Below are 18,796 nucleotides of genomic sequence, written 5' to 3'. Positions count from 1 at the left end.
GTGGCATGGAACGCACGCACGCGCGGTCCGGCCACCTTCCCGTGATGTATCGGCAGGTGCTGGACGGCCTGCGGGTGCACGGGAACGGAGCCTATCTGGACGGTACGTTCGGCCGCGGCGGGCATGCCCGCGGCGTGCTCGACCAATTGGACGCCGGAGGCCGGCTGCTGGTGATGGACAAGGACCCGGAAGCGATCGCCGTGGCCGAACGCGAGTTCGGCGGCGATGCGCGCGTGTCCATCTACCGCGGCAGTTTCGCCGAGCTGGGCCACTGGGACGCGACCGCCGCCGGCCTGGACGGCGTGCTGCTGGACCTGGGCGTGTCGTCGCCGCAGTTGGACGTCGCCGAGCGTGGCTTCAGCTTCGGCAAGGACGGCCCGCTGGACATGCGCATGGACCCGGACAGCGGCCAGAGCGCGGCCCAATGGCTGGCGAGCGCGACCGAGAAAGAGATCGCCGACGTGCTGTGGACCTACGGCGAAGAACGCCAGAGCCGCAAGATCGCCCGCACCATCGTCGCCCGCCGCGACGCCCAGCCGCTGCTGCGCACCGCCCAACTGGCCGATCTGATCGCCTCGGTGATGCCGCGCGGCGAGCAGAAGATCCACCCGGCCACGCGCAGCTTCCAGGCGATCCGGATCTTCATCAACCGCGAGCTGGCCGACCTGGAGGCCGGGCTCGACGCCGCGCTGGCGCGGCTCAAGCCGGGCGGCCGGCTGGCGGTGATCAGCTTCCATTCGCTGGAAGACCGCATCGTCAAGCAGTTCATCGCCCGCCATTCCAAAGCCCCGCCGGCCAACCGCCGGATGCCGGTGGAGGTCGCCTTCACCCCGACCCTGCTCGCCGTCGACGGCGCACAGAAGGCCGACGAGGCCGAGCTCGCCGCCAACCCGCGCGCGCGCAGCGCGGTGCTGCGGGTGGCCGAGAAGCTGGGTGCGCCCGCAGGAGGCGCCCGATGATGCGCCTGCTGCTGGCCCTGCTGATCGTCGCCAACGTCGTCTCGGCGCTGTTGGTGGTGTTCGCCCGTCACGAGCATCGCCAACTGTTCGTTCAGCTCAACAAACTGCAGCGCGAGCGCGACGAGCTCAACATCGAGTTCGGCCGTTTGCAGCTGGAGCAGGCGACCTGGGCCGAGAGCAACCGCATCGACCAGGTCGCGCGCGAGCGCATCGGGATGAAGTTTCCCGAGGGCGCCGAAACCGTGGTGATCCGCCCATGACCGGCCGCAACTCCAACCGTTCCCGCCGCAGCGGCCCGCTCGACCGGGTGCTGGGCGAGCGCGCCGGCCGCGGCGGCGTGCGGCGGCTGGCCGAATCGCTGCGCGAGCGCATCGCCCAGATGCGCGAAGAGCGCGGCCGCGGCGGCGCCAAGCCGCGCAGCCGCAGCGCCCAGTTCAACCTGCGCAACCGGCTGATCCTGGTCGGCGGCGCGCTCGGCCTGTGCGCGGTGGCGCTGGTGGCGCGCGCGCTCGACCTGCAGGTGATCAGCAACGACTTCTATCGCCAGCAGGGCGACGCGCGCTCGCTGCGCGAAATTCCGATCCCGACCTCGCGCGGAATGATCACCGACCGCAACGGCGAGCCGCTGGCGGTGTCGACCCCGGTCGAATCGATCTGGGGAAATCCCAAGGAACTGGCCAAGAACCCGGCGCGTCTGCCGGAGCTGGCCAAGGCCCTGGGCGTGTCGCCGGACGAGCTGACCCGCAAGCTGACCCAGCGCGCGGGCAAGGAATTCATGTACCTCAAGCGCCGGATCAATCCGGACGAGGCGCGCAAGATCCTCGCCCACAAGATTCCGGGCGTGTTCTCGCAGCGCGAATTCCGCCGCTTCTACCCGCAGGGCGAGGCGATGGCGCATGTGCTGGGCTACACCAACATCGACGACCTGGGCCAGGAAGGCCTGGAGCTGGCGTTCGATCACGAACTGCGCGGCAAGCCCGGCACCAAGCGGGTGATCCGCGACGGCGCCGGCCGCATCGTCGAGAACGTCGACCTGGTGCGTTCGGCCGAACCGGGCAAGGACATCACCCTGACCCTGGACCGGCGCATCCAGTACCTGACCTATCGCGAACTGCGCCGCGCGCTGACCGACACCGGCGCGTCCAGCGCCTCGGCGGTGGTGCTGGACATCGAGACCGGCGAAGTGCTGGCGATGGCCAATTTGCCGACCTACAACCCGAACCTGCCGGGCGCGGGCAACCGCGACGCTCACCGCAACCGCGCGATCACCGACGTGGTCGAGCCGGGTTCGACGATGAAGCCGATCACCGTCGCCGCGGCGCTCGCCGCCGGCACGGTCAAGCCGACCACCCTGGTCAACACCTCGCCGGGGTGGATGCCGAACGGCCGCTACCGGATCACCGACACCCACAACAACGGCGTGCTGACCGTGACCGGGGTGATCACCAAGAGCTCCAACATCGGCGCCGCCAAGCTCGCCCTGCCGTTGCAGAACGACTACTACTACAAGTTCATCCACAACTTCGGCTACGGCAGCAAGCCCGGCAGCGGCTTCCCGGGCGAGTCCTCGGGCCTGCTGGCGCCGCCGTCGCGCTGGAGCGGCACCACCAAGGCGACCATGTCCTACGGTTACGGCCTGTCGGCGACGCCGTTGCAGATCGCCATGGCCTACGCGGCGATGGCCAACGGCGGCCGGCTGATCCAGCCGACCTTCGTCAAAGGCCAGCGCAACGAGCCGCGCCAGGTGCTCGAGCCGGCCGTGGCCGGCGAGATCATGCGCATGATGCAGACCGTGACCGAGCCGGGGGGCACCGCCAAGCAGGCGGCGATCCTGGGCTATCACGTCGCCGGCAAGACCGGCACCACGCGCAAGTTCAGCGCCACCGGCGGCTACTCGCGCAAGTACGTGTCGTTGTTCGCCGGCGTGGTGCCGGTGGAGAAGCCGCGCTTCTCGATGGTGGTGGTGGTCAGCGAGCCGGATCCGACCAAGCGCGGCTACTACGGCGGTTCGGTCTCCGGCCCGGTGTTCCGCAACGTCATGGACGGCGCGCTGCGGCTGATGGACGTGGCCCCGGACGACATCGAAACCTGGCTGGCGGTGCAGGCCGCGGCCGAGGCCAAGCGGATCAAGCTCAACGGCGGCAAGTCGACCGGGCCGGTGCTGCCGGCGGCGACGACCGCCGCCGCGCCGCCGCCGATCGCGGCCGCCAGCCTGGCCCAGGGAGGCGCGCGATGAACCGCAGCCTGCCGCTGGCCGAACTATTGCCCGACATCGCCGGCCTCCCCGGCGATCTGCGCATCACCGGTCTGGTGATGGACAGCCGCGCGGTGCGCCCCGGCAATGCCTTCGTCGCCATCGCCGGTTTCGGCGCGCACGGCCTCGGCTTCGTCGAGCAGGCGCGCGCCAACGGCGCGGCGGCGATCCTGTTCGAGCCGCCGGCGCCCGCCGAGCTGCCGGCGCCGGCCGACGCCATCGCCGTGCCCGGCCTGCGCGCGCGCCTGGGCGAGATGGGCGACCGCTTCCACGGTCGCGCCACCGCGGCGATGGACGTGGTCGGGGTGACCGGCACCAACGGCAAGACCTCGACCGTGCAGTTGATCGCCCAGGCCTGGCATCTGCGCGGCATCGCCTGCGGCACCGTCGGCACCCTCGGCGCCGGCCTGTACGGGCGGATCGTGCCGACCGGTTTCACCACCCCGCTGGTGCTGCAATTGCACGAGCTGCTGGCGCAGATGCACGAGGCCGGCGCGCGGGCGATCGCGATGGAAGTCAGCTCGCACGCGCTCGACCAGGGCCGGGTGGCCGGCGTGCATTTCGACGTCGGCGTGTTCACCAATCTCACCCGCGACCATCTGGACTACCACGGCGACATGGCCAGCTACGGCGCGGCCAAGGCGCGCCTGTTCGCCTGGCCGGGGCTGAAGGCGGCGGCGATCAACCTCGACGACGAGTTCGGCCGCGAACTGATCGCGCAGCTGCCCAAGGGCGTGCGCGCGCTCGGCCTGAGTTCGCGCGGGCGCGACGGCGCCAGCCTGCGCGCCGAACGCCTGAATTTCGACAGCCGCGGCATCGGCTTCGACCTGGTGGTCGACGGCCGTGCGCACCCGGTGGCCTCGCCGCTGCTGGGGCGTTTCAACGTCGACAATCTGCTCGCGGTGGCCGGCGCGCTGTACGCGCTGGGCGACGCGCCGGCGCGGATCGCCGAAACCCTGTCGCAGCTGCAGCCGATCCACGGCCGCATGAACCGGCTCGGCGGCGACGGCCGCCTGCCGCTGGTGGTGATCGATTACGCCCACACCCCGGACGCGCTGGAGCAGGCCCTGGCCTCGCTGCGCGCGCACGCCAACGCGCGGCTGATCTGCGTGTTCGGCTGCGGCGGCGAACGCGACCGCGGCAAGCGCCCGCAAATGGCGGCGATCGCCGAGCACGGCGCCGACCTGGTGGTGATCACCGACGACAACCCGCGCGGCGAGGACGGCGACGCCATCGTCGCCGACATCGTGGCCGGCCTGCGCGACCCGCAGCGGGCGATCGTGCAGCGCGACCGCCGCGCCGCGATCGAACAGGCGATCGGCCAGGCCGGTCCCGACGACATCGTGCTGGTGGCCGGCAAGGGCCACGAGCCTTATCAGGAAGTCCACGGCGTGCGCCATCCTTTCGACGACACCCTGGTCGCTCACGCGGCGCTGGAGGCCAGGGCATGAAGCGCCTGCCGCTGAGCGAGATCGCGCGCATGACCGGCGGCCGCCTGATCGGCGCCGACGTCGCGATCGATGCCGTCGCCACCGACACCCGCGCCCTGCCGGCGTCGGGCGCGGCGCTGTTCGTCGCGCTCAAGGGCGAGCGTTTCGACGGCCACGATCACCTGCCCAAGCTGGCCGGCACCGCCGCGGTCGCGGCGCTGGTGTCGCGCGAGACCGGCGCCGCCCTGCCGCAGGTGCTGGTCGCCGACACCGAGCGCGCCCTGGCCGCGTTCGCCGCCGCGGTGCAGGCGCAGCGCGCCGGCAACACCGTGGTCGCGATCACCGGCAGCAACGGCAAGACCAGCGTCAAGGCCCTGACCCAGGCGATCCTCGAGCGCGCCGGCCGCACCTACGCGACCCCGGGCAACCGCAACAACGAGATCGGTCTGCCGCTGGCGGTGCTGGACGCGCCGGAAGACGCGCGCTACTCGGTCTACGAAATGGGCGCCGGCAAGCCGGGCGACATCGCCTACCTGGTGGACATCGCCCAGCCGCAGGTCTCGCTGGTCAACAACATCGCCCCGGCGCACCTGGAGCGCATGGGCAGCCTGCTCGGCATCGCCGACACCAAGGCGGCGATCTACGACGCGCTGCCGGCCGGCGGCGTCGCGGTGGTCAACGCCGACGACGCGTTCGCGCCTTACTTCGAGCAGCGCGCGGCGGGCCGGCGGATCGTCCGCTTCGGCCTGGACGCCAGCGCCGAGGTGACCGCGCACGAAGTCCGGGTCGGCACCGAGGGTTCCACTTTCGTGCTCGTCACCCCGCTCGGCCGGGCGCCGATCTCGCTGAAGTTGGTCGGCCGCCACAACGTGCGCAACGCCCTGGCCGCCGCATCGCTGGCGCTGGGCGCCGGCGTGCCGCTGGCGCAGATCGCCGAAGGCCTCAACGCCGCCGAGCCGGTCGACGGCCGCCTGATCAGCCACCGCCTGGACAACGGCGCGGTGCTGATCGACGACAGCTACAACGCCAACCCGGGCTCGACCGCCGCGGCGATCGACACCCTGGCCGAGATGGGCGGGCAGAACTGGCTGGTGCTCGGCGCGATGCGCGAGATCGGCCATGAAGAGATCGCCATGCACGCGCAAATCGGCCGCCGCGCCAAGGCCGCCGGCCTGCGCCGGTTGTACGCGCTGGGGCCGCTGCCGGCCGCCGCGGCCGAGGCTTTCGGCGAAGGCGCGCAGGTGTTCGACAGCCATGACGCGCTGGCCGCGGCGCTGGCCGCCGAGCTCGGCGACGGCGTGCGGGTGTTGGTGAAAGGCTCGCACAGCAGTGCGATGGACAAGATCGTGACGGCGTTGCTGTCCGCACAGAAGCCCAAGCAAGGGGAGGGCACGACGCATGTTGCTTGAATTGACTCGATGGCTGGAGCAGCTCCAGAGCCTGTTCGGCCTGTTCGGCTACCTGACCTTCCGCGGCATCCTCAGCGCGCTGACCGCGCTGGCGCTGTCGCTGTGGTGGGGCCCGGCGGTGATCCGCAAGCTCGGCCAGCTCAAGGGCGGCCAGCCGATCCGCAAGGACGGTCCGCAGTCGCATTTCTCCAAGGCCGGCACGCCGACCATGGGCGGGGCGCTGATCCTGTTCACGGTGATGGCCTCGGTGCTGCTGTGGGGCGACCTGCGCAACAAGTACGTGTGGATCGTGCTGCTGGTGATGCTGGCGTTCGGCGCGATCGGCTGGTACGACGACTGGATCAAGATCGTCAAGCGCGATCCCAACGGCCTGAAGTCGCGCTGGAAGTACCTGCTGCAGTCGGTGTTCGGCCTGGCCGCCGGCCTGTACCTGTGGCTGTACGCCGACGTGCCGGCGGCGACCACCTTCTACGTGCCGCTGTTCAAGTCGGTGGCGCTGCCGCTGGCCGGCATCGGCTTCGTCGCCATCGCCTACTTCTGGATCGTCGGCTTCTCCAACGCGGTCAACCTGACCGACGGCCTGGACGGTCTGGCGATCATGCCGACCGTGCTGGTCGCCTGCGCCCTGGGCATCTTCGCCTACGCCTCCGGCCATGCCGAGTTCTCCAAGTACCTGCAGATTCCGGCGGTGCCGGGCGCGGGCGAGCTGGTGATCATCTGCGCGGCGATCGCCGGCGCCGGCCTGGGCTTCCTCTGGTTCAACACCTACCCGGCGATGGTGTTCATGGGCGACATCGGCGCGCTGGCGCTGGGCGCGGTGCTCGGCACCATCGCCATCATCGTCCGCCAGGAGCTGGTGCTGGTGATCATGGGCGGCATCTTCGTCATCGAGACCCTGTCGGTGATGATCCAGGTCGCCTCGTTCAAGCTGACCGGCAAGCGCGTGTTCCGGATGGCGCCGATCCACCACCACTTCGAACTCAAGGGTTGGCCGGAGCCGCGGGTGATCGTGCGCTTCTGGATCATCTCGGTGGTGCTGGTCCTGGTCGGGCTGGCCACGCTCAAGGTGCGCTGATGGAAAACGCCGCACGCCAGGCAACGCGACTGGACGCCATCCACGGGCGCTACGACCCGTGGCTGATGGCCGTGTCCGTCGTGCTGGCCTGCGTCGGCGTGATCATGGTCGGTTCGGCCTCGCTCGGCGTGGCCTCGACCCACGAGGTCGAGCCGCTGTACTTCCTCAACCGCCACCTGGTGTTCCTCGGCGTCGGCCTGGTGATCGGCGTGTGGCTGATGCGCACCGAGCTGAAGACCATCGAGCGCCACAACCAGTGGCTGCTGCTGGTCTGCCTGGTGCTGCTGCTGCTGGTGTTCGTGCCGGTGATCGGCCGCCAGGTCAACGGCGCCAAGCGCTGGATCAACGTCGGCCCGGTCGGCTTCCAGGCGGTGGAAGCGGTGAAGCTGCTCTACATCGTCTGGCTGGCCAGCTACCTCAAGCGCTTCAGCGAAGACATCTCGGCCACCTGGGGCGCGATGCTCAAGCCGATCGGCGTGGCCGCGGTGCTGGTCGCGCTGCTGCTGATGCAGCCGGACTTCGGCTCGTCCTCGCTGTTGCTGGCGATCACCGCCGGCATGCTGGTGCTGGGCGGGGTCAACATGCCGCGGATGTTCGGCCCGGTGCTGGTCGGCCTGCCGCTGCTGGCGATCGTCGCCATCGCCGAGCCTTATCGGGTGACTCGCCTGACCTCGTTCCTCAATCCCTGGGTCGACCCGTTCGGCACCGGCTACCAGCTGACCAATGCGCTGATGGCGGTCGGCCGCGGCGAGTGGACCGGGGTCGGCCTGGGCGCGTCGGTGCAGAAGCTGTCCTACCTGCCCGAGGCGCATACCGACTTCATCATGGCGGTGATCGCCGAGGAGTTCGGCTTCGTCGGCGTGTGCGCGGTGGTCGGCCTGTACGCCCTGCTGACCGGCCGCGCGCTGTGGATCGGCCTGAAGTGCGTGGAGATGCGCCGCCACTTCTCCGGCTATGTCGCCTTCGGCATCGCCCTGTGGATGGGGCTGCAGAGCTTCGTCTCGATCGGGGTCAACCTGGGTCTGCTGCCGACCAAGGGCCTGACCTTGCCGATGATTTCTTCCGGCGGTTCCAGCGTGCTGATGAGCTGCGCCGCGCTCGGCGTGCTGCTGCGCGTGTCCTACGAACTCGACCGCGCCCAGCGCCAGGTCGCGCGCCTGCGCGGCGACGCGGCGCAGGCGCCGGCCGGCCACGGCGCCGCGGTCGCCAGCCCGGCGCCGGCCGCGGCCGCGCGCGGCACCAGCCGCCTGCAGCAGCGGGTCGAACCCTCGCTCGGGAGGTCGGCATGAACGAGCGTCCGGTCATGATTCTCGCCGGCGGCACCGGCGGCCATATCTTCCCCGGCCTGGCCGTGGCCAAGGCGCTGCGCGCGCGCGGCGTGGCGGTCACCTGGCTCGGCGCCGACGGCGGCATGGAAACCCGCCTGGTGCCGCAGCACGGCATCGACATCGACACCATCGCGATCAGCGCGGTGCGCGGCAAGGGTCTGGCGACGCTGCTGCGCGCGCCGTCGCGGCTGGCCGCCTCGGTGCTGGCCGCGCGCAGCGTGCTGCGCCGGCGCCAGCCGCGTGCGGTGATCAGCTTCGGCGGTTACGCCGCCGGTCCGGGCGGCCTGGCCGCGCGCCTGGCCGGCCTGCCGCTGATCGTGCACGAACAGAACCGCGCCCCGGGCATGACCAACCGGGTGCTGTCGCGCCTGGCCCGACAAGTGCTGACCGGGTTCCCGGACACTTTCGCCGGCGGCCGCGAGACCGTGGTCGGCAACCCGGTGCGCGCCGAGATCGCGGCGATCGCCGCGCCGGCGCAGCGCCTGGCCCAGCGCAGCGGCCCGCTGCGCCTGTTGGTGCTCGGCGGCAGCCAGGGCGCGCGCGCGCTGAACCGCGCGGTGCCCGCAGCGATCGCCGGGCTGCGCGGACGAGTGCCCTGCGAAGTGCGCCACCAGTGCGGCGAAAAGCTGCTCGCCGATGCGCAAGAGGCTTACGCCAAGGCCGGGGTGATCGCTTCGCTGGAACCGTTCATCGCCGACATGGCCGCCGCCTATGCCTGGGCCGACCTGGTGGTGTGCCGTTCCGGCGCGCTGACCCTGGCCGAGCTGTGCGCGGCCGGCGTCGGCAGCGTGCTGGTGCCGTTCCCGCTCGCGGTCGACGACCACCAGACCAAGAACGCGCGTTACCTGGTCGACCGCGGCGCCGCCCAGTTGCTGCCGCAGGGCGGCGACGACCTCGGCGCGCGCCTGTCGGCGACCATCGAAATCCTGGCCGAACGCGGCGTGCTGCTGCAGATGGCCGAGGCCGCACGCTCGATCGCCAAGCCCGATGCGGCGGAGCGGGTGGCCGATGCGGTGTTGGAGGCCTCGCAATGAGCGCCGCGATGCGGGACTCGGGACTCGGAACTCGGGACTCGGCGGGAAGCCGAGGCTCGTTGTATTGGTTCGAAACAGGAGCAGTAGTGGCAACAGCACGGTCGTTTGCACGCATTCGCGAGTCCCGAATCCCGAATCCCGAGTCCCGAGTGCCGCCGAGGAGCGCAGCATGAGCACTGCATTGCGCCGCCGCCTGCAGCACACCGGCGACCTGGCCAAGGCGTTTCCGCGCGTGCATTTCGTCGGCATCGGCGGCACCGGCATGAGCGGCATCGCCGAAGTCATGTGCACGCTGGGCTATCAGGTGTCCGGATCGGACATGGCCGACAACGCGGTGACCCGGCGCCTGGCGGCGATGGGCGCGACCGTGCACCGCGGCCATGCCGCGGCCAACGTGCTCGGCGCCGACTGCGTGGTGGTGTCCAGCGCGATCAAGCGCGACAACCCGGAACTGATGGAAGCCCGCGCCCAGCGGATTCCGGTGGTGCCGCGCGCGGAAATGCTGGCCGAGCTGATGCGCTTCCGCCGCGGCATCGCGGTGGCCGGCACCCACGGCAAGACCACCACCACCTCGCTGACCGCCAGCGTGCTGGCCGAGGGCGGAATCGACCCGACCTTCGTGATCGGCGGCAAGCTGCTCGCCGCCGGCGCCAACGCCGGCCTCGGCGGCGGCCAGTGGCTGGTCGCCGAGGCCGACGAGAGCGACGGCAGCTTCCTGCGCCTGAATCCGCAGATCGCCATCGTCACCAACATCGACGCCGACCATCTGGAGAACTACGGCGGCGATTTCGCCAAAGTCCAGGCCGCGTTCGAGGAATTCCTGCACCGGCTGCCGTTCTACGGCCTGGCGGTACTGTGCATCGACGACGCCAACGTCGCCCGGCTCGCCGCCGAAACCCCGCGCCATGTCATGACCTACGGTTTCAGCGAGGAAGCCGACGTGCGCGCCGAGGAGGTCAGCCAGCAGGGCGGGGCGATGCGCTTCACCCTGTGCCTGCCCGACGCCAGCCGGACCGCGGTGACCCTGGCCCTGCCGGGCCGGCACAACGTGCTCAACGCGCTGGCCGCGGCCTCGGTGGCCTGGCAGCTCGGCGTCGCCAGCGACGCGATCGCGCGCGCGCTGGAGAAGTTTGCCGGCATCGGCCGCCGCTTCAACCTGCTGGCCCAGCTCAAGACCGAGAAGGGCGCGACCGTGCAACTGGTCGACGACTACGGCCATCACCCCAAGGAGTTGGAGGCGGTGTTCGCCGCGGCACGCGGCGGCTGGCCGGACAAGCGCCTGGTGGTGGCGTTCCAGCCGCACCGCTACAGCCGCACCCGCGACCTGTTCGACGATTTCGCCGCGGTGCTGTCCTCGGTCGACGCGTTGGTCCTGACCGAGGTCTACCCGGCCGGCGAAGCGCCGATCGCCGGCGCCGACGCCAAGTCGCTGGCGCGCGCGATCCGCGCCCGCGGCCGCATCGACCCGGTGGTGGTCGGCGGCGCCGCGGATCTGGCCGGCGTGCTGCCGGACGTTCTGAACGACGGCGACCTGTTGCTGCTGATGGGCGCCGGCGACATCGGCGCCGCCGCGCAGCAGCTGGCGTCCAATGGTTTCCAGGGAGAATCGAAGTGAGTCTGCAGTTCGCACCGCTGCGCGTGACCGACCCGGCCGTGTTCGGCCGCGTCGCCGTGCTCATGGGCGGCACCAGCGCCGAGCGCGAAGTGTCGCTGGATTCCGGCCGCGGCGTGCTCGAGGCGCTGCGCTCGCGCGGGGTCGACGCGTTCGCGGTCGACGGCATTCCGGCGCTAATCGATGCGATCCGCGGCGGCGGCGTCGACCGGGTGTTCAACATCCTGCACGGCAACAAGGGCGGCGGCGAAGACGGCGTGCTGCAAGGCGTGCTGGAAGCCTTCGGCGTGCCCTACACCGGCTCCGACGTGCTCGGCTCGGCGCTGGCGATGGACAAGATCCGCACCAAGCAGGTGTGGATGGGCGCCGGCCTGCCGACCCCGCGCTACAAGCGCATCGCCAAGGGCGACGACGTCCATGCGGCGGCGCGCGAGATCGGCCTGCCGGTGATCATCAAGCCGTCTTGCGAGGGTTCCAGCGTCGGCGTGTCGCGGGTGCTGAAGGACGCCGACATCGACGAGGCGGTCGCGCTGGCCGCGCGCTACCCCGGCGAGATGCTGATGGAGCAGATGGTGATCGGCGACGAGCTGACCGTGGCCGTGCTGGTCAACGGCGAGGCGTACACCGCCCTGCCGTCGATCCGGATCGTGCCCAAGGGCGAGTGGTACGACTACCACGCCAAGTACATCGCCGACGACACCCAATACCTGTGCCCGGGCCTGGACGGCGCGGCCGAGGACGAGATCCGCCGCCTGGCGATGGAAGCCTTCGTCGCCGCCGGCTGCAAGGGCTGGGGCCGGGTCGACGTGATGCGCGACCGCGACAGCGGCCAGCTGTACCTGATCGAGGTCAACACCGCGCCGGGCATGACCAGCCATTCGCTGGTGCCCAAGGCGGCGCGCCAGGTCGGAATCGAGTACGACGAGCTGTGCTGGCGCGTGCTGGAAGCGACGGTGCGAGGAGGTGCCGCGGCGTGAACGCCATGCTTCGCCTGGTCGGTTGGTTGCTCGCGCTGGCCCTGGTCGCGCTGCCGGTCGTCGCCGTGCTCAACGGCTGGATCGGCGCGGACCAGTGGCCGCTCAAGCGCCTGCGCGTGACCGGCGAGTTCGAGCGGGTGGACGCGACGCAACTGCGCAAGACCCTGCTGCCGTACGCGCAGCGCGGCTTCTTCGCGGTCGATTTGCCGGCGGCGCAGGACGCGGTGGCCAGGCTGCCGTGGGTCGAGCGCGCCGAGGTGCGCAAGCGCTGGCCGGACGTGCTGGAGGTGCGCGTGGTCGAGCACAAGCCGTTCGCGCGCTGGGGCGAGGACCGGTTGCTGTCCGAGCACGGCCGCCTGTTCCCGGTCGCCGGCATCCAGGTGCCCGACGGCCTGCCGCAGTTCGACGGCCCCGAGGCGCGGGTCGCCGACGTGGTCGCGTTGTACAACGAATCGCGCGAACTGTTCGCGCCGGTCGGGATGGACGTGCGCCGGGTCGAGGTCGACCAGCGCGGCAGCTGGACCCTGGCCCTGGGCAACGGCGCCCAGGTCGTGGTCGGGCGCAGCGAGGCGCGGGCGCGGCTGAGCCGTTTCGTGCGCCTGCTGCCGCAGCTGCTGACCCAGCGCGCGCAGGTGCTGGCGCGCGCCGATCTTCGCTACACCAATGGTTTTTCGCTGTCTTGGGCGCCGGTGCAGGCGACCGGGGCGGCACCGCAACAGCAGCAAGGACAGTCATGAATCGCAAAGGCGACAAGTCGCTGATCGTGGGCCTCGACATCGGCACCTCCAAGGTGGTGGCGCTGGTGGGCGAGTATTCGCCTTCCGACGGCCGGCCGGGCAACCCGATCGAAGTCATCGGCATCGGTTCGCACGAATCGCGAGGACTCAAGCGCGGCGTGGTGGTCGACATCGAGTCGACCGTACAGTCGATCCAGCGCGCGATCGAGGAAGCCGAGCTGATGGCCGGCTGCGAGATCCGCTCGGTCTACGCCTCGATTTCGGGCAACCACATCCAGTGCCGCAATTCGCAGGGCATCGCCCCGATCCGCGACGGCGAGGTCACCTACGGCGACCTGGACCGTGTGCTGGAAGCGGCCAAGGCCGTGGCCATCCCGGCCGACCAGAAGATCCTGCACGCGATCCCGCGCGACTACGTGCTGGACGATTCGCAGGAAGGCATCCGCAACCCGGTCGGCATGACCGGCGTGCGCCTGGAGGTGCACGCGCACCTGGTGGTGTGCGCGCAGTCGGCCGCGGCCAACATCAGCAAGTGCGTGCAGCGCTGCGGCCTGCAGGTCGACGATCTGATCCTGGGCGTGTTGGCCTCGAGCAACGCGGTGCTGACCAGCGACGAGCGCGAGCTCGGCGTGGTCCTGGTCGACATCGGCGCCGGCACCACCGACATCGCGGTGTTCGTGCAGGGCGCGATCGCCCACAGCGCCAGCCTGCCGATCGCCGGCGACAAGGTCACCGAGGACATCGCCCACATGCTGCGCACGCCGACCCCGGAAGCGGAGCAGATCAAGGTGCGCTACGCCTGCGCGCTGGCGCAGATGGCCACCGCCGAGGAGTCGATCCAGGTGCCCAGCGTCGGCGACCGGCCGCCGCGGCGCATGCCGCGCCATTCGCTGGCGCAGGCGGTGCAGGCGCGCTACGAGGAAATCTTCGAAATGATCCAGGCCGAGCTGCGCCGCTCGGGCTTCGAGCATCACGTCCGCGCCGGCATGGTCCTGACCGGCGGCGCGGCCAAGATGGAAGGCGTGGTCGAGCTGGCCGAGGAGATGCTGCAGATGCCGGTGCGGGTGGGCATTCCCCAGCACGTCACCGGCCTGGGCGAGGTGGTCGGCAACCCGGTCCACGCCACCGGCGTCGGCCTGCTGCTGATGGGCAGCCAGATCGAGAACCCGCGTCGTCCGGTGATCTCCACCGGCCGCGCCGGCAGTTTCTTCAACCGGATCAAGAACTGGTATCGCGGCGAGTTTTGAGCGCCGCGGACGGGACTCGGGACTTGGGACTCGGGACTCGGAATTCGCAGAAGCGAAGAGCGGAACAGGGCGGCAAGGAAGGCGGTAGCGCAGCAGCAGGTCGAGCGAGTTGTTCACATTAGAAAAACAAAACGTCGGCGGTGAAGGTGCGGAACCGGGCTCTGCGAGTCCCGAGTCCCGAGTCCCGAACCCCGGCCCACAAGAGGACGAGGACATGGCACATTTCGAACTGGTTGAAAAAATGGCCCCGAACGCGGTCATCAAGGTTGTCGGCGTGGGCGGCGGCGGCGGCAACGCCGTGGCGCACATGGTCAGCGGCAACGTCGATGGCGTGGAATTCATCACCGCCAACACCGACGCGCAGGCGATCAAGAACTGCGGCGCCAAGCTGCAGCTGCAGCTCGGCAGCAACGTCACCAAGGGCCTGGGCGCGGGCGCCAATCCGGAAGTCGGCCGTCAGGCCGCGCTGGAAGACCGCGAGCGCATCATGGACGCGCTGACCGGCGCCGACATGGTGTTCATCACCGCCGGCATGGGCGGCGGCACCGGCACCGGCGCGGCGCCGGTGGTCGCGCAACTGGCCAAGGAGATGGGCATCCTGACCGTCGCCGTGGTCACCAAGCCGTTCCCGTTCGAGGGCCGCCGCCGCATGCAGGTGGCGCTCAAGGGCATCGAGGAGCTGTCGCACCACTGCGACTCGCTGATCACGATCCCGAACGAGAAGCTGATCACCGTGCTCGGCCGCAACGCGACCATGATCCAGGCCTTCCGCGCCGCCAACGACGTGCTGCTCGGCGCGGTCCAGGGCATCGCCGACCTGATCGTGCGCCCCGGCCTGATCAACGTCGACTTCGCCGACGTGCGCACGGTGATGAGCGAGATGGGCCTGGCGATGATGGGCACCGGCGCCGCGCGCGGCGACGATCGCGCCCAGGCCGCGGCCGAAGCGGCGATCCAGAATCCGCTGCTGGACGACGTCAACCTGGCCGGCGCCAACGGCATCCTGGTCAACATCACCGCCGGCCCGGACTTCACCATGGCCGAGTTCGACGAAGTCGGCCGCACGATCGAGAACTTCGCTTCCGAAGACGCGACCGTGGTCATCGGCACCGTGCTCGACCCGGACATGCAGGACGAGGTCAAGGTCACCGTGGTGGCCACCGGCCTCAACCGCGTCGCCGCCAAGCAGTCGGTGCGCGGCCATGGCCACGCTTACGAACGCGAAGCGCAGCGCGCGCCGATCCAACTGGTGCGCAACGCCACCACCGGCCAGGCCGAGTTCGGCATGGACGATGTCGGCCATGCGCCGATGCCGAGCTTCGGCGGCAGCCTGCGCGGCAGCGCCCGCCAGGAGCCGACCGGTCCGGCGGTGGCCGACTTCGGCAGCGACAACAGCTACCTGGACATCCCGGCGTTCCTGCGCCGGCAGGCGGACTAAGGGCCAGGAGATAGCGGGGAGGAGCGAGTAGCGAGCAAGCGCGGTTCCGCTCACTCCTCACTTCTCTGCGCTCACTTCTGCCTCACACCCGGGCCGGACTCGTCCCCGGCCCGCAGGGCACCTTGCCCCGGCGCTCAGGCGCCCGGGGCGTTTGGGCCGGTCGGCCCGTCCGCGAGGGCAGGTCGACCGGCCACTTTGTCCGCCGCTGTTGACAAGGGCAGGACAGTGTGTCTTTTCCGTTCAGGTTCAGGGACCCGCGTGCTAATCTTGCGCGGTTTCGTGACGCCCCCATTTGGTCCGTCGCCCCCTTCGGGCCGTCGCGCCCCGCCGGGCGCCGGCCGCCCTCCATCGCGGAAGTCCCCACGACCATGCTGCGCCAACGCACTTTGAAGAACGTGATCCGCGCCACCGGCGTGGGCCTGCACAGCGGCGAGAAGGTGTTTCTCACCCTGCGTCCGGCCCCGGTGGACACCGGCATCGTGTTTCGGCGCGTCGATCTCGACCCGGCGGTCGAGATGCCGGCACGCGCCGACCTGGTCACCGAGACCACGCTGTGCACCGGCCTGACCTACGGCGCCGGCAAGGTCATGACGGTCGAGCATTTGCTGTCGGCGATGGCCGGGCTGGGCATCGACAACTGCTACGTCGAGCTGTCGGCGCCGGAAGTGCCGATCATGGACGGCTCGGCCGGCCCCTTCGTGTTCCTGCTGCAGTCCGCCGGCATCGCCGAGCAGGACGCGCCCAAGCGTTTCATCCGCATCAAGCACAAGGTCGAGGTCCGCGACGGCGACAAGGTCGCCCGTTTCGAGCCGTACGAGGGCTTCCGTCTCGGTTTCACCGTGGTGTTCGACCATCCGGCGATCCCGGCCTCGCAGTCGCGGGCCGAAGTCGAGTTCTCGACCGAGAACTACATCCGCGAAGTTAGCCGCGCCCGCACCTTCGGCTTCATGCGCGACCTGGAGTACATGCGCGAGCGCAACCTCGGCCTGGGCGGCTCGATGGACAACGCCATCGTCCTGGACGAGTTCCGCGTGCTCAATGACGACGGCCTGCGCTACGCCGACGAGTTCGTGCGCCACAAGATCCTCGACGCGGTCGGCGACCTGTACCTGGCCGGCCATGCCGTGATCGGCGCCTACGAGGGCTACAAGTCCGGTCATGCCCTCAACAACAAGCTGGTCCGGGCCCTGCTGGCCGAACGCTCGGCCTGGGAGCTGGTCAGCTACACCGGCTCGGAGCCCACTCCGGTCGCCTACGGCTCGCCCGAACCGGCCTTCGCCTGAGCCGCTGCAGCCGTCCGCCCCGTCCGGGGCTGCGACGCGCGTCGCACCCGCGAGCCGATCGCGGGCCGGGAAAGTCAGGAACGTTAACCTGATCACAGTCGTGAACGGCACGTGACGGCTTAACGATTTTCTAACGAAACTTTTCCGGAATGCTTCCTTCCCTTTAACATTCCTGCGGGTTGGGGTCAGTAGGATGCCCCGACCCGGCATTTGGACCCCCCGCCGGCCGCGTCGGTACGCGGCCCGTCCGAATGTCAGCCGGCGTCGCTGGAACCCGACGGATCGGGCTTCTTCAGCGACGCCAGCGCGGCCTGCAACGCTTTCTGCGTCGTGGCCGACATGGGTTTGGCCTTCCGCACCGGCGCTGCCGCCGGCGGCGGGATCGTCGTCTTGACGACGAATTCGGCCGCTTCCAGTCCGATGGATCGGGCTGCGTCGAGCAGTTCCGGAGCCGCGAGCCGCAGTTTGGCGCGCCACACCGGGGCATCGACGACGTATACGAGCCTGCCGCGTTCGATGTTGGCCAGCCGCGCGTGCGCGGCGAGCGAAGGCGGCAGGTAGGGGCGTAACCGACGGTCCACTTCGTCGAGCCACAAAGCTCGGCGGATCGGGTTGCCGGCCGGATCCTCGAGCAACGCATCCAGTGCGATGCGCGCGTTCGACGGACCGCGGGCCGGCCGCTTGGGCTTGGAATCAGACATCGGACACATGACCTATCAATCCATCGTAAACAACACGCGAGCCCGGCTGGGCGATTGGTTCCAGCACGCCGGCCGCCTCGGCGCCCGCCGACCGGCGCTCGCCATGGCCCTGCTGCTCGGCACCGGCCTGAGCATCGGCGCCGGCGCCGGCATCGCCGACAACCGCATGCTACGCGCGCAATTGTCGCAGCAGCAGGCGGAAATCGCGGCCACCCGCCGCGACGCGCAACGCGAGATCAACGCCCTGGCCGCGCGCATGGGCGAACTGCAGGCCGAGGCCAACCGCCTCAACGCTCTCGGCGAGCGCCTGACCCGCATCGGTCAGCTGCAGGACGGCGAATTCGACTTCGAAAAGCCGGTCGGCGTCGGCGGCGCCGGCCCGGTGCGCGACATGGCCAAGCCCGAGCTCGACGCCGGCATGGACCTGCTGCAGCAGCAGTTCAAGGCCTCCGGCGAGCAACTGTCGGTGCTGGAATCGCTGCTGTTCAACCGGCAGCTGGACATGAACGCCGTGCCGTCGCGCGCGCCGATCGCCAACAGCTACATCACCTCCGGCTTCGGCGGCCGCGCCGATCCGTTCAACGGCGGCGCCGCGTTCCACAAGGGCATCGACTTCGAAGCCGACGTCGGCGACCCGGTGCTGGCCGTGGCCGACGGCGTGATCAGCTATTCCGGCGTGCGTTCGGGCTACGGCAACGTGGTCGAGATCGACCACGGCAACGGCTACACGACCCGCTACGCGCACAACTCGCGCCTGCTGCTCAAGGTCGGCGAGCTGGTCCGCGCCGGCCAGGAAGTGGCCAAGGCCGGCTCCAGCGGCCGCTCGACCGGCGCCCACGTGCACTTCGAGGTGTGGGAGAACGGCCGGGTGGTGAACCCGAAGCAGTTCCTCAGCCAGCAGTCCCCGCTTCAGGCGAGCCTGAAGATCAAGCAGTAAAGCAAGGGCGAGCGCCCGCCGCGCTGCGGCGGGCCCGACGCGCGACCGCCCCGGCGAAAGCCGCCGCCCCAAGCCTCGACTCCGAGCTCGCGCAAAGCGTCACGCCCGCGCCCTCGACCAGCGGGGCCGGCTGCAGGCGATCGGCCGACACACCCCGGCCCCCAATTCAGCGATTCCCGTCGCGAACCGCGGCATTCGGCAAAGTTCCGCGATTCAGCGGCATCCAACCCCCTTGATACCGTTCAGGTCGCCCCCCACGCTAGAATGGGTGTGGCCAAAGACCAGGCTCGATCCGATCGGGGGCGCACGGCGCCCCCGATCGCGTTTCGGCGACACCGAGACGGTCGGGAGGGCCGGTCGTCCTGGATTCCTGGG

At 70.3% G+C, this 18,796-nt stretch carries 16 protein-coding genes; 15 read left to right on the top strand and 1 reads right to left on the bottom strand.

The annotated features are described in order from the left end of the window. Positions 1-5: 5 nt before the first annotated feature. From rsmH to lpxC, 14 genes are all read left to right on the top strand, one after another. A complete protein-coding gene (gene rsmH, locus AC3A57_RS17845; protein WP_487580155.1) occupies positions 6-959 on the top strand; it encodes a 16S rRNA (cytosine(1402)-N(4))-methyltransferase RsmH in 954 nt (317 codons plus the stop codon). Beyond that, entirely contained in the window at positions 956-1,219 is a 264-nt protein-coding gene (gene ftsL, locus AC3A57_RS17840; protein ID WP_031371593.1) for a cell division protein FtsL, read from the top strand. Before rsmH ends, ftsL begins: the two co-directional genes overlap by 4 nt. 119 nt (positions 1,220-1,338) lie before the next feature. Further along, positions 1,339-3,195, top strand: a complete 1,857-nt coding sequence (locus AC3A57_RS17835; protein ID WP_487580304.1) for a peptidoglycan D,D-transpeptidase FtsI family protein — start codon at positions 1,339-1,341, stop codon at positions 3,193-3,195. Next, entirely contained in the window at positions 3,192-4,664 is a 1,473-nt protein-coding gene (locus AC3A57_RS17830) for a UDP-N-acetylmuramoyl-L-alanyl-D-glutamate--2,6-diaminopimelate ligase (protein ID WP_487580154.1), read from the top strand. The genes AC3A57_RS17835 and AC3A57_RS17830 overlap by 4 nt, the downstream gene beginning before the upstream one ends. After that, on the top strand, positions 4,661-6,052 hold the full coding sequence (locus AC3A57_RS17825) for a UDP-N-acetylmuramoyl-tripeptide--D-alanyl-D-alanine ligase (RefSeq protein WP_487580153.1): 1,392 nt from the start codon (positions 4,661-4,663) through the stop codon (positions 6,050-6,052). The genes AC3A57_RS17830 and AC3A57_RS17825 overlap by 4 nt, the downstream gene beginning before the upstream one ends. Continuing rightward, a complete protein-coding gene (gene mraY / locus AC3A57_RS17820; RefSeq protein ID WP_487580152.1) occupies positions 6,042-7,127 on the top strand; it encodes a phospho-N-acetylmuramoyl-pentapeptide-transferase in 1,086 nt (361 codons plus the stop codon). Before AC3A57_RS17825 ends, mraY begins: the two co-directional genes overlap by 11 nt. Continuing rightward, entirely contained in the window at positions 7,127-8,416 is a 1,290-nt protein-coding gene (gene ftsW, locus AC3A57_RS17815) for a putative lipid II flippase FtsW (protein WP_487580151.1), read from the top strand. The genes mraY and ftsW overlap by 1 nt, the downstream gene beginning before the upstream one ends. After that, positions 8,413-9,489: an undecaprenyldiphospho-muramoylpentapeptide beta-N-acetylglucosaminyltransferase gene (gene murG / locus AC3A57_RS17810; protein ID WP_487580150.1), complete on the top strand. Its 1,077-nt coding sequence runs from the start codon at positions 8,413-8,415 to the stop codon at positions 9,487-9,489. The genes ftsW and murG overlap by 4 nt, the downstream gene beginning before the upstream one ends. 181 nt (positions 9,490-9,670) lie before the next feature. After that, positions 9,671-11,104, top strand: coding sequence for a UDP-N-acetylmuramate--L-alanine ligase (murC, locus tag AC3A57_RS17805; protein WP_487580303.1), 1,434 nt, complete (start codon positions 9,671-9,673; stop codon positions 11,102-11,104). Then, entirely contained in the window at positions 11,101-12,078 is a 978-nt protein-coding gene (locus AC3A57_RS17800; RefSeq protein ID WP_487580149.1) for a D-alanine--D-alanine ligase, read from the top strand. The genes murC and AC3A57_RS17800 overlap by 4 nt, the downstream gene beginning before the upstream one ends. Then, positions 12,075-12,815, top strand: a complete 741-nt coding sequence (locus AC3A57_RS17795) for a cell division protein FtsQ/DivIB (protein ID WP_487580148.1) — start codon at positions 12,075-12,077, stop codon at positions 12,813-12,815. Before AC3A57_RS17800 ends, AC3A57_RS17795 begins: the two co-directional genes overlap by 4 nt. After that, entirely contained in the window at positions 12,812-14,062 is a 1,251-nt protein-coding gene (ftsA, locus tag AC3A57_RS17790) for a cell division protein FtsA (protein WP_487580147.1), read from the top strand. The genes AC3A57_RS17795 and ftsA overlap by 4 nt, the downstream gene beginning before the upstream one ends. A 214-nt stretch (positions 14,063-14,276) precedes the next feature. Then, complete coding sequence (gene ftsZ, locus AC3A57_RS17785) at positions 14,277-15,500, top strand: cell division protein FtsZ (protein WP_487580146.1); 1,224 nt, start codon at positions 14,277-14,279, stop codon at positions 15,498-15,500. Positions 15,501-15,868: 368 nt separating this feature from the next. Continuing rightward, a complete protein-coding gene (gene lpxC / locus AC3A57_RS17780; RefSeq protein ID WP_487580145.1) occupies positions 15,869-16,783 on the top strand; it encodes a UDP-3-O-acyl-N-acetylglucosamine deacetylase in 915 nt (304 codons plus the stop codon). A 254-nt stretch (positions 16,784-17,037) separates the two neighbouring features. Here lpxC and AC3A57_RS17775 read toward each other — a convergent pair whose 3' ends face one another. Then, complete coding sequence (locus AC3A57_RS17775) at positions 17,038-17,484, bottom strand: DciA family protein (RefSeq protein ID WP_487580144.1); 447 nt, start codon at positions 17,482-17,484, stop codon at positions 17,038-17,040. A gap of 7 nt (positions 17,485-17,491) precedes the next feature. Between AC3A57_RS17775 and AC3A57_RS17770 the strand changes: the two genes are divergently transcribed. Beyond that, positions 17,492-18,421 (top strand): peptidoglycan DD-metalloendopeptidase family protein, encoded by a 930-nt coding sequence (locus tag AC3A57_RS17770; protein WP_487580143.1) that lies wholly within the window; start codon positions 17,492-17,494, stop codon positions 18,419-18,421. Positions 18,422-18,796: the final 375 nt, after the last annotated feature.

It is taken from the genome of Lysobacter sp. Soil_C_15, assembly GCF_057657315.1.
This window is presented reverse-complemented; position numbering and strand designations above follow the sequence as displayed.

Bases quoted from the DNA above. Each gene is read 5' to 3' on its own strand.
- ftsZ (WP_487580146.1), top strand. From the start codon at position 14,277: ATGGCACATTTCGAACTGGTTGAAAAAATGGCCCCGAACGCGGTCATC.
- AC3A57_RS17830 (WP_487580154.1), top strand. From the start codon at position 3,192: ATGAACCGCAGCCTGCCGCTGGCCGAACTATTGCCCGACATCGCCGGC.
- AC3A57_RS17825 (WP_487580153.1), top strand. From the start codon at position 4,661: ATGAAGCGCCTGCCGCTGAGCGAGATCGCGCGCATGACCGGCGGCCGC.
- AC3A57_RS17770 (WP_487580143.1), top strand. From the start codon at position 17,492: ATGACCTATCAATCCATCGTAAACAACACGCGAGCCCGGCTGGGCGAT.
- rsmH (WP_487580155.1), top strand. From the start codon at position 6: ATGGAACGCACGCACGCGCGGTCCGGCCACCTTCCCGTGATGTATCGG.
- AC3A57_RS17835 (WP_487580304.1), top strand. From the start codon at position 1,339: ATGCGCGAAGAGCGCGGCCGCGGCGGCGCCAAGCCGCGCAGCCGCAGC.
- ftsL (WP_031371593.1), top strand. From the start codon at position 956: ATGATGCGCCTGCTGCTGGCCCTGCTGATCGTCGCCAACGTCGTCTCG.
- ftsA (WP_487580147.1), top strand. From the start codon at position 12,812: ATGAATCGCAAAGGCGACAAGTCGCTGATCGTGGGCCTCGACATCGGC.
- AC3A57_RS17775 (WP_487580144.1), bottom strand. From the start codon at position 17,484: ATGTCTGATTCCAAGCCCAAGCGGCCGGCCCGCGGTCCGTCGAACGCG.
- ftsW (WP_487580151.1), top strand. From the start codon at position 7,127: ATGGAAAACGCCGCACGCCAGGCAACGCGACTGGACGCCATCCACGGG.
- lpxC (WP_487580145.1), top strand. From the start codon at position 15,869: ATGCTGCGCCAACGCACTTTGAAGAACGTGATCCGCGCCACCGGCGTG.
- mraY (WP_487580152.1), top strand. From the start codon at position 6,042: ATGTTGCTTGAATTGACTCGATGGCTGGAGCAGCTCCAGAGCCTGTTC.
- murG (WP_487580150.1), top strand. From the start codon at position 8,413: ATGAACGAGCGTCCGGTCATGATTCTCGCCGGCGGCACCGGCGGCCAT.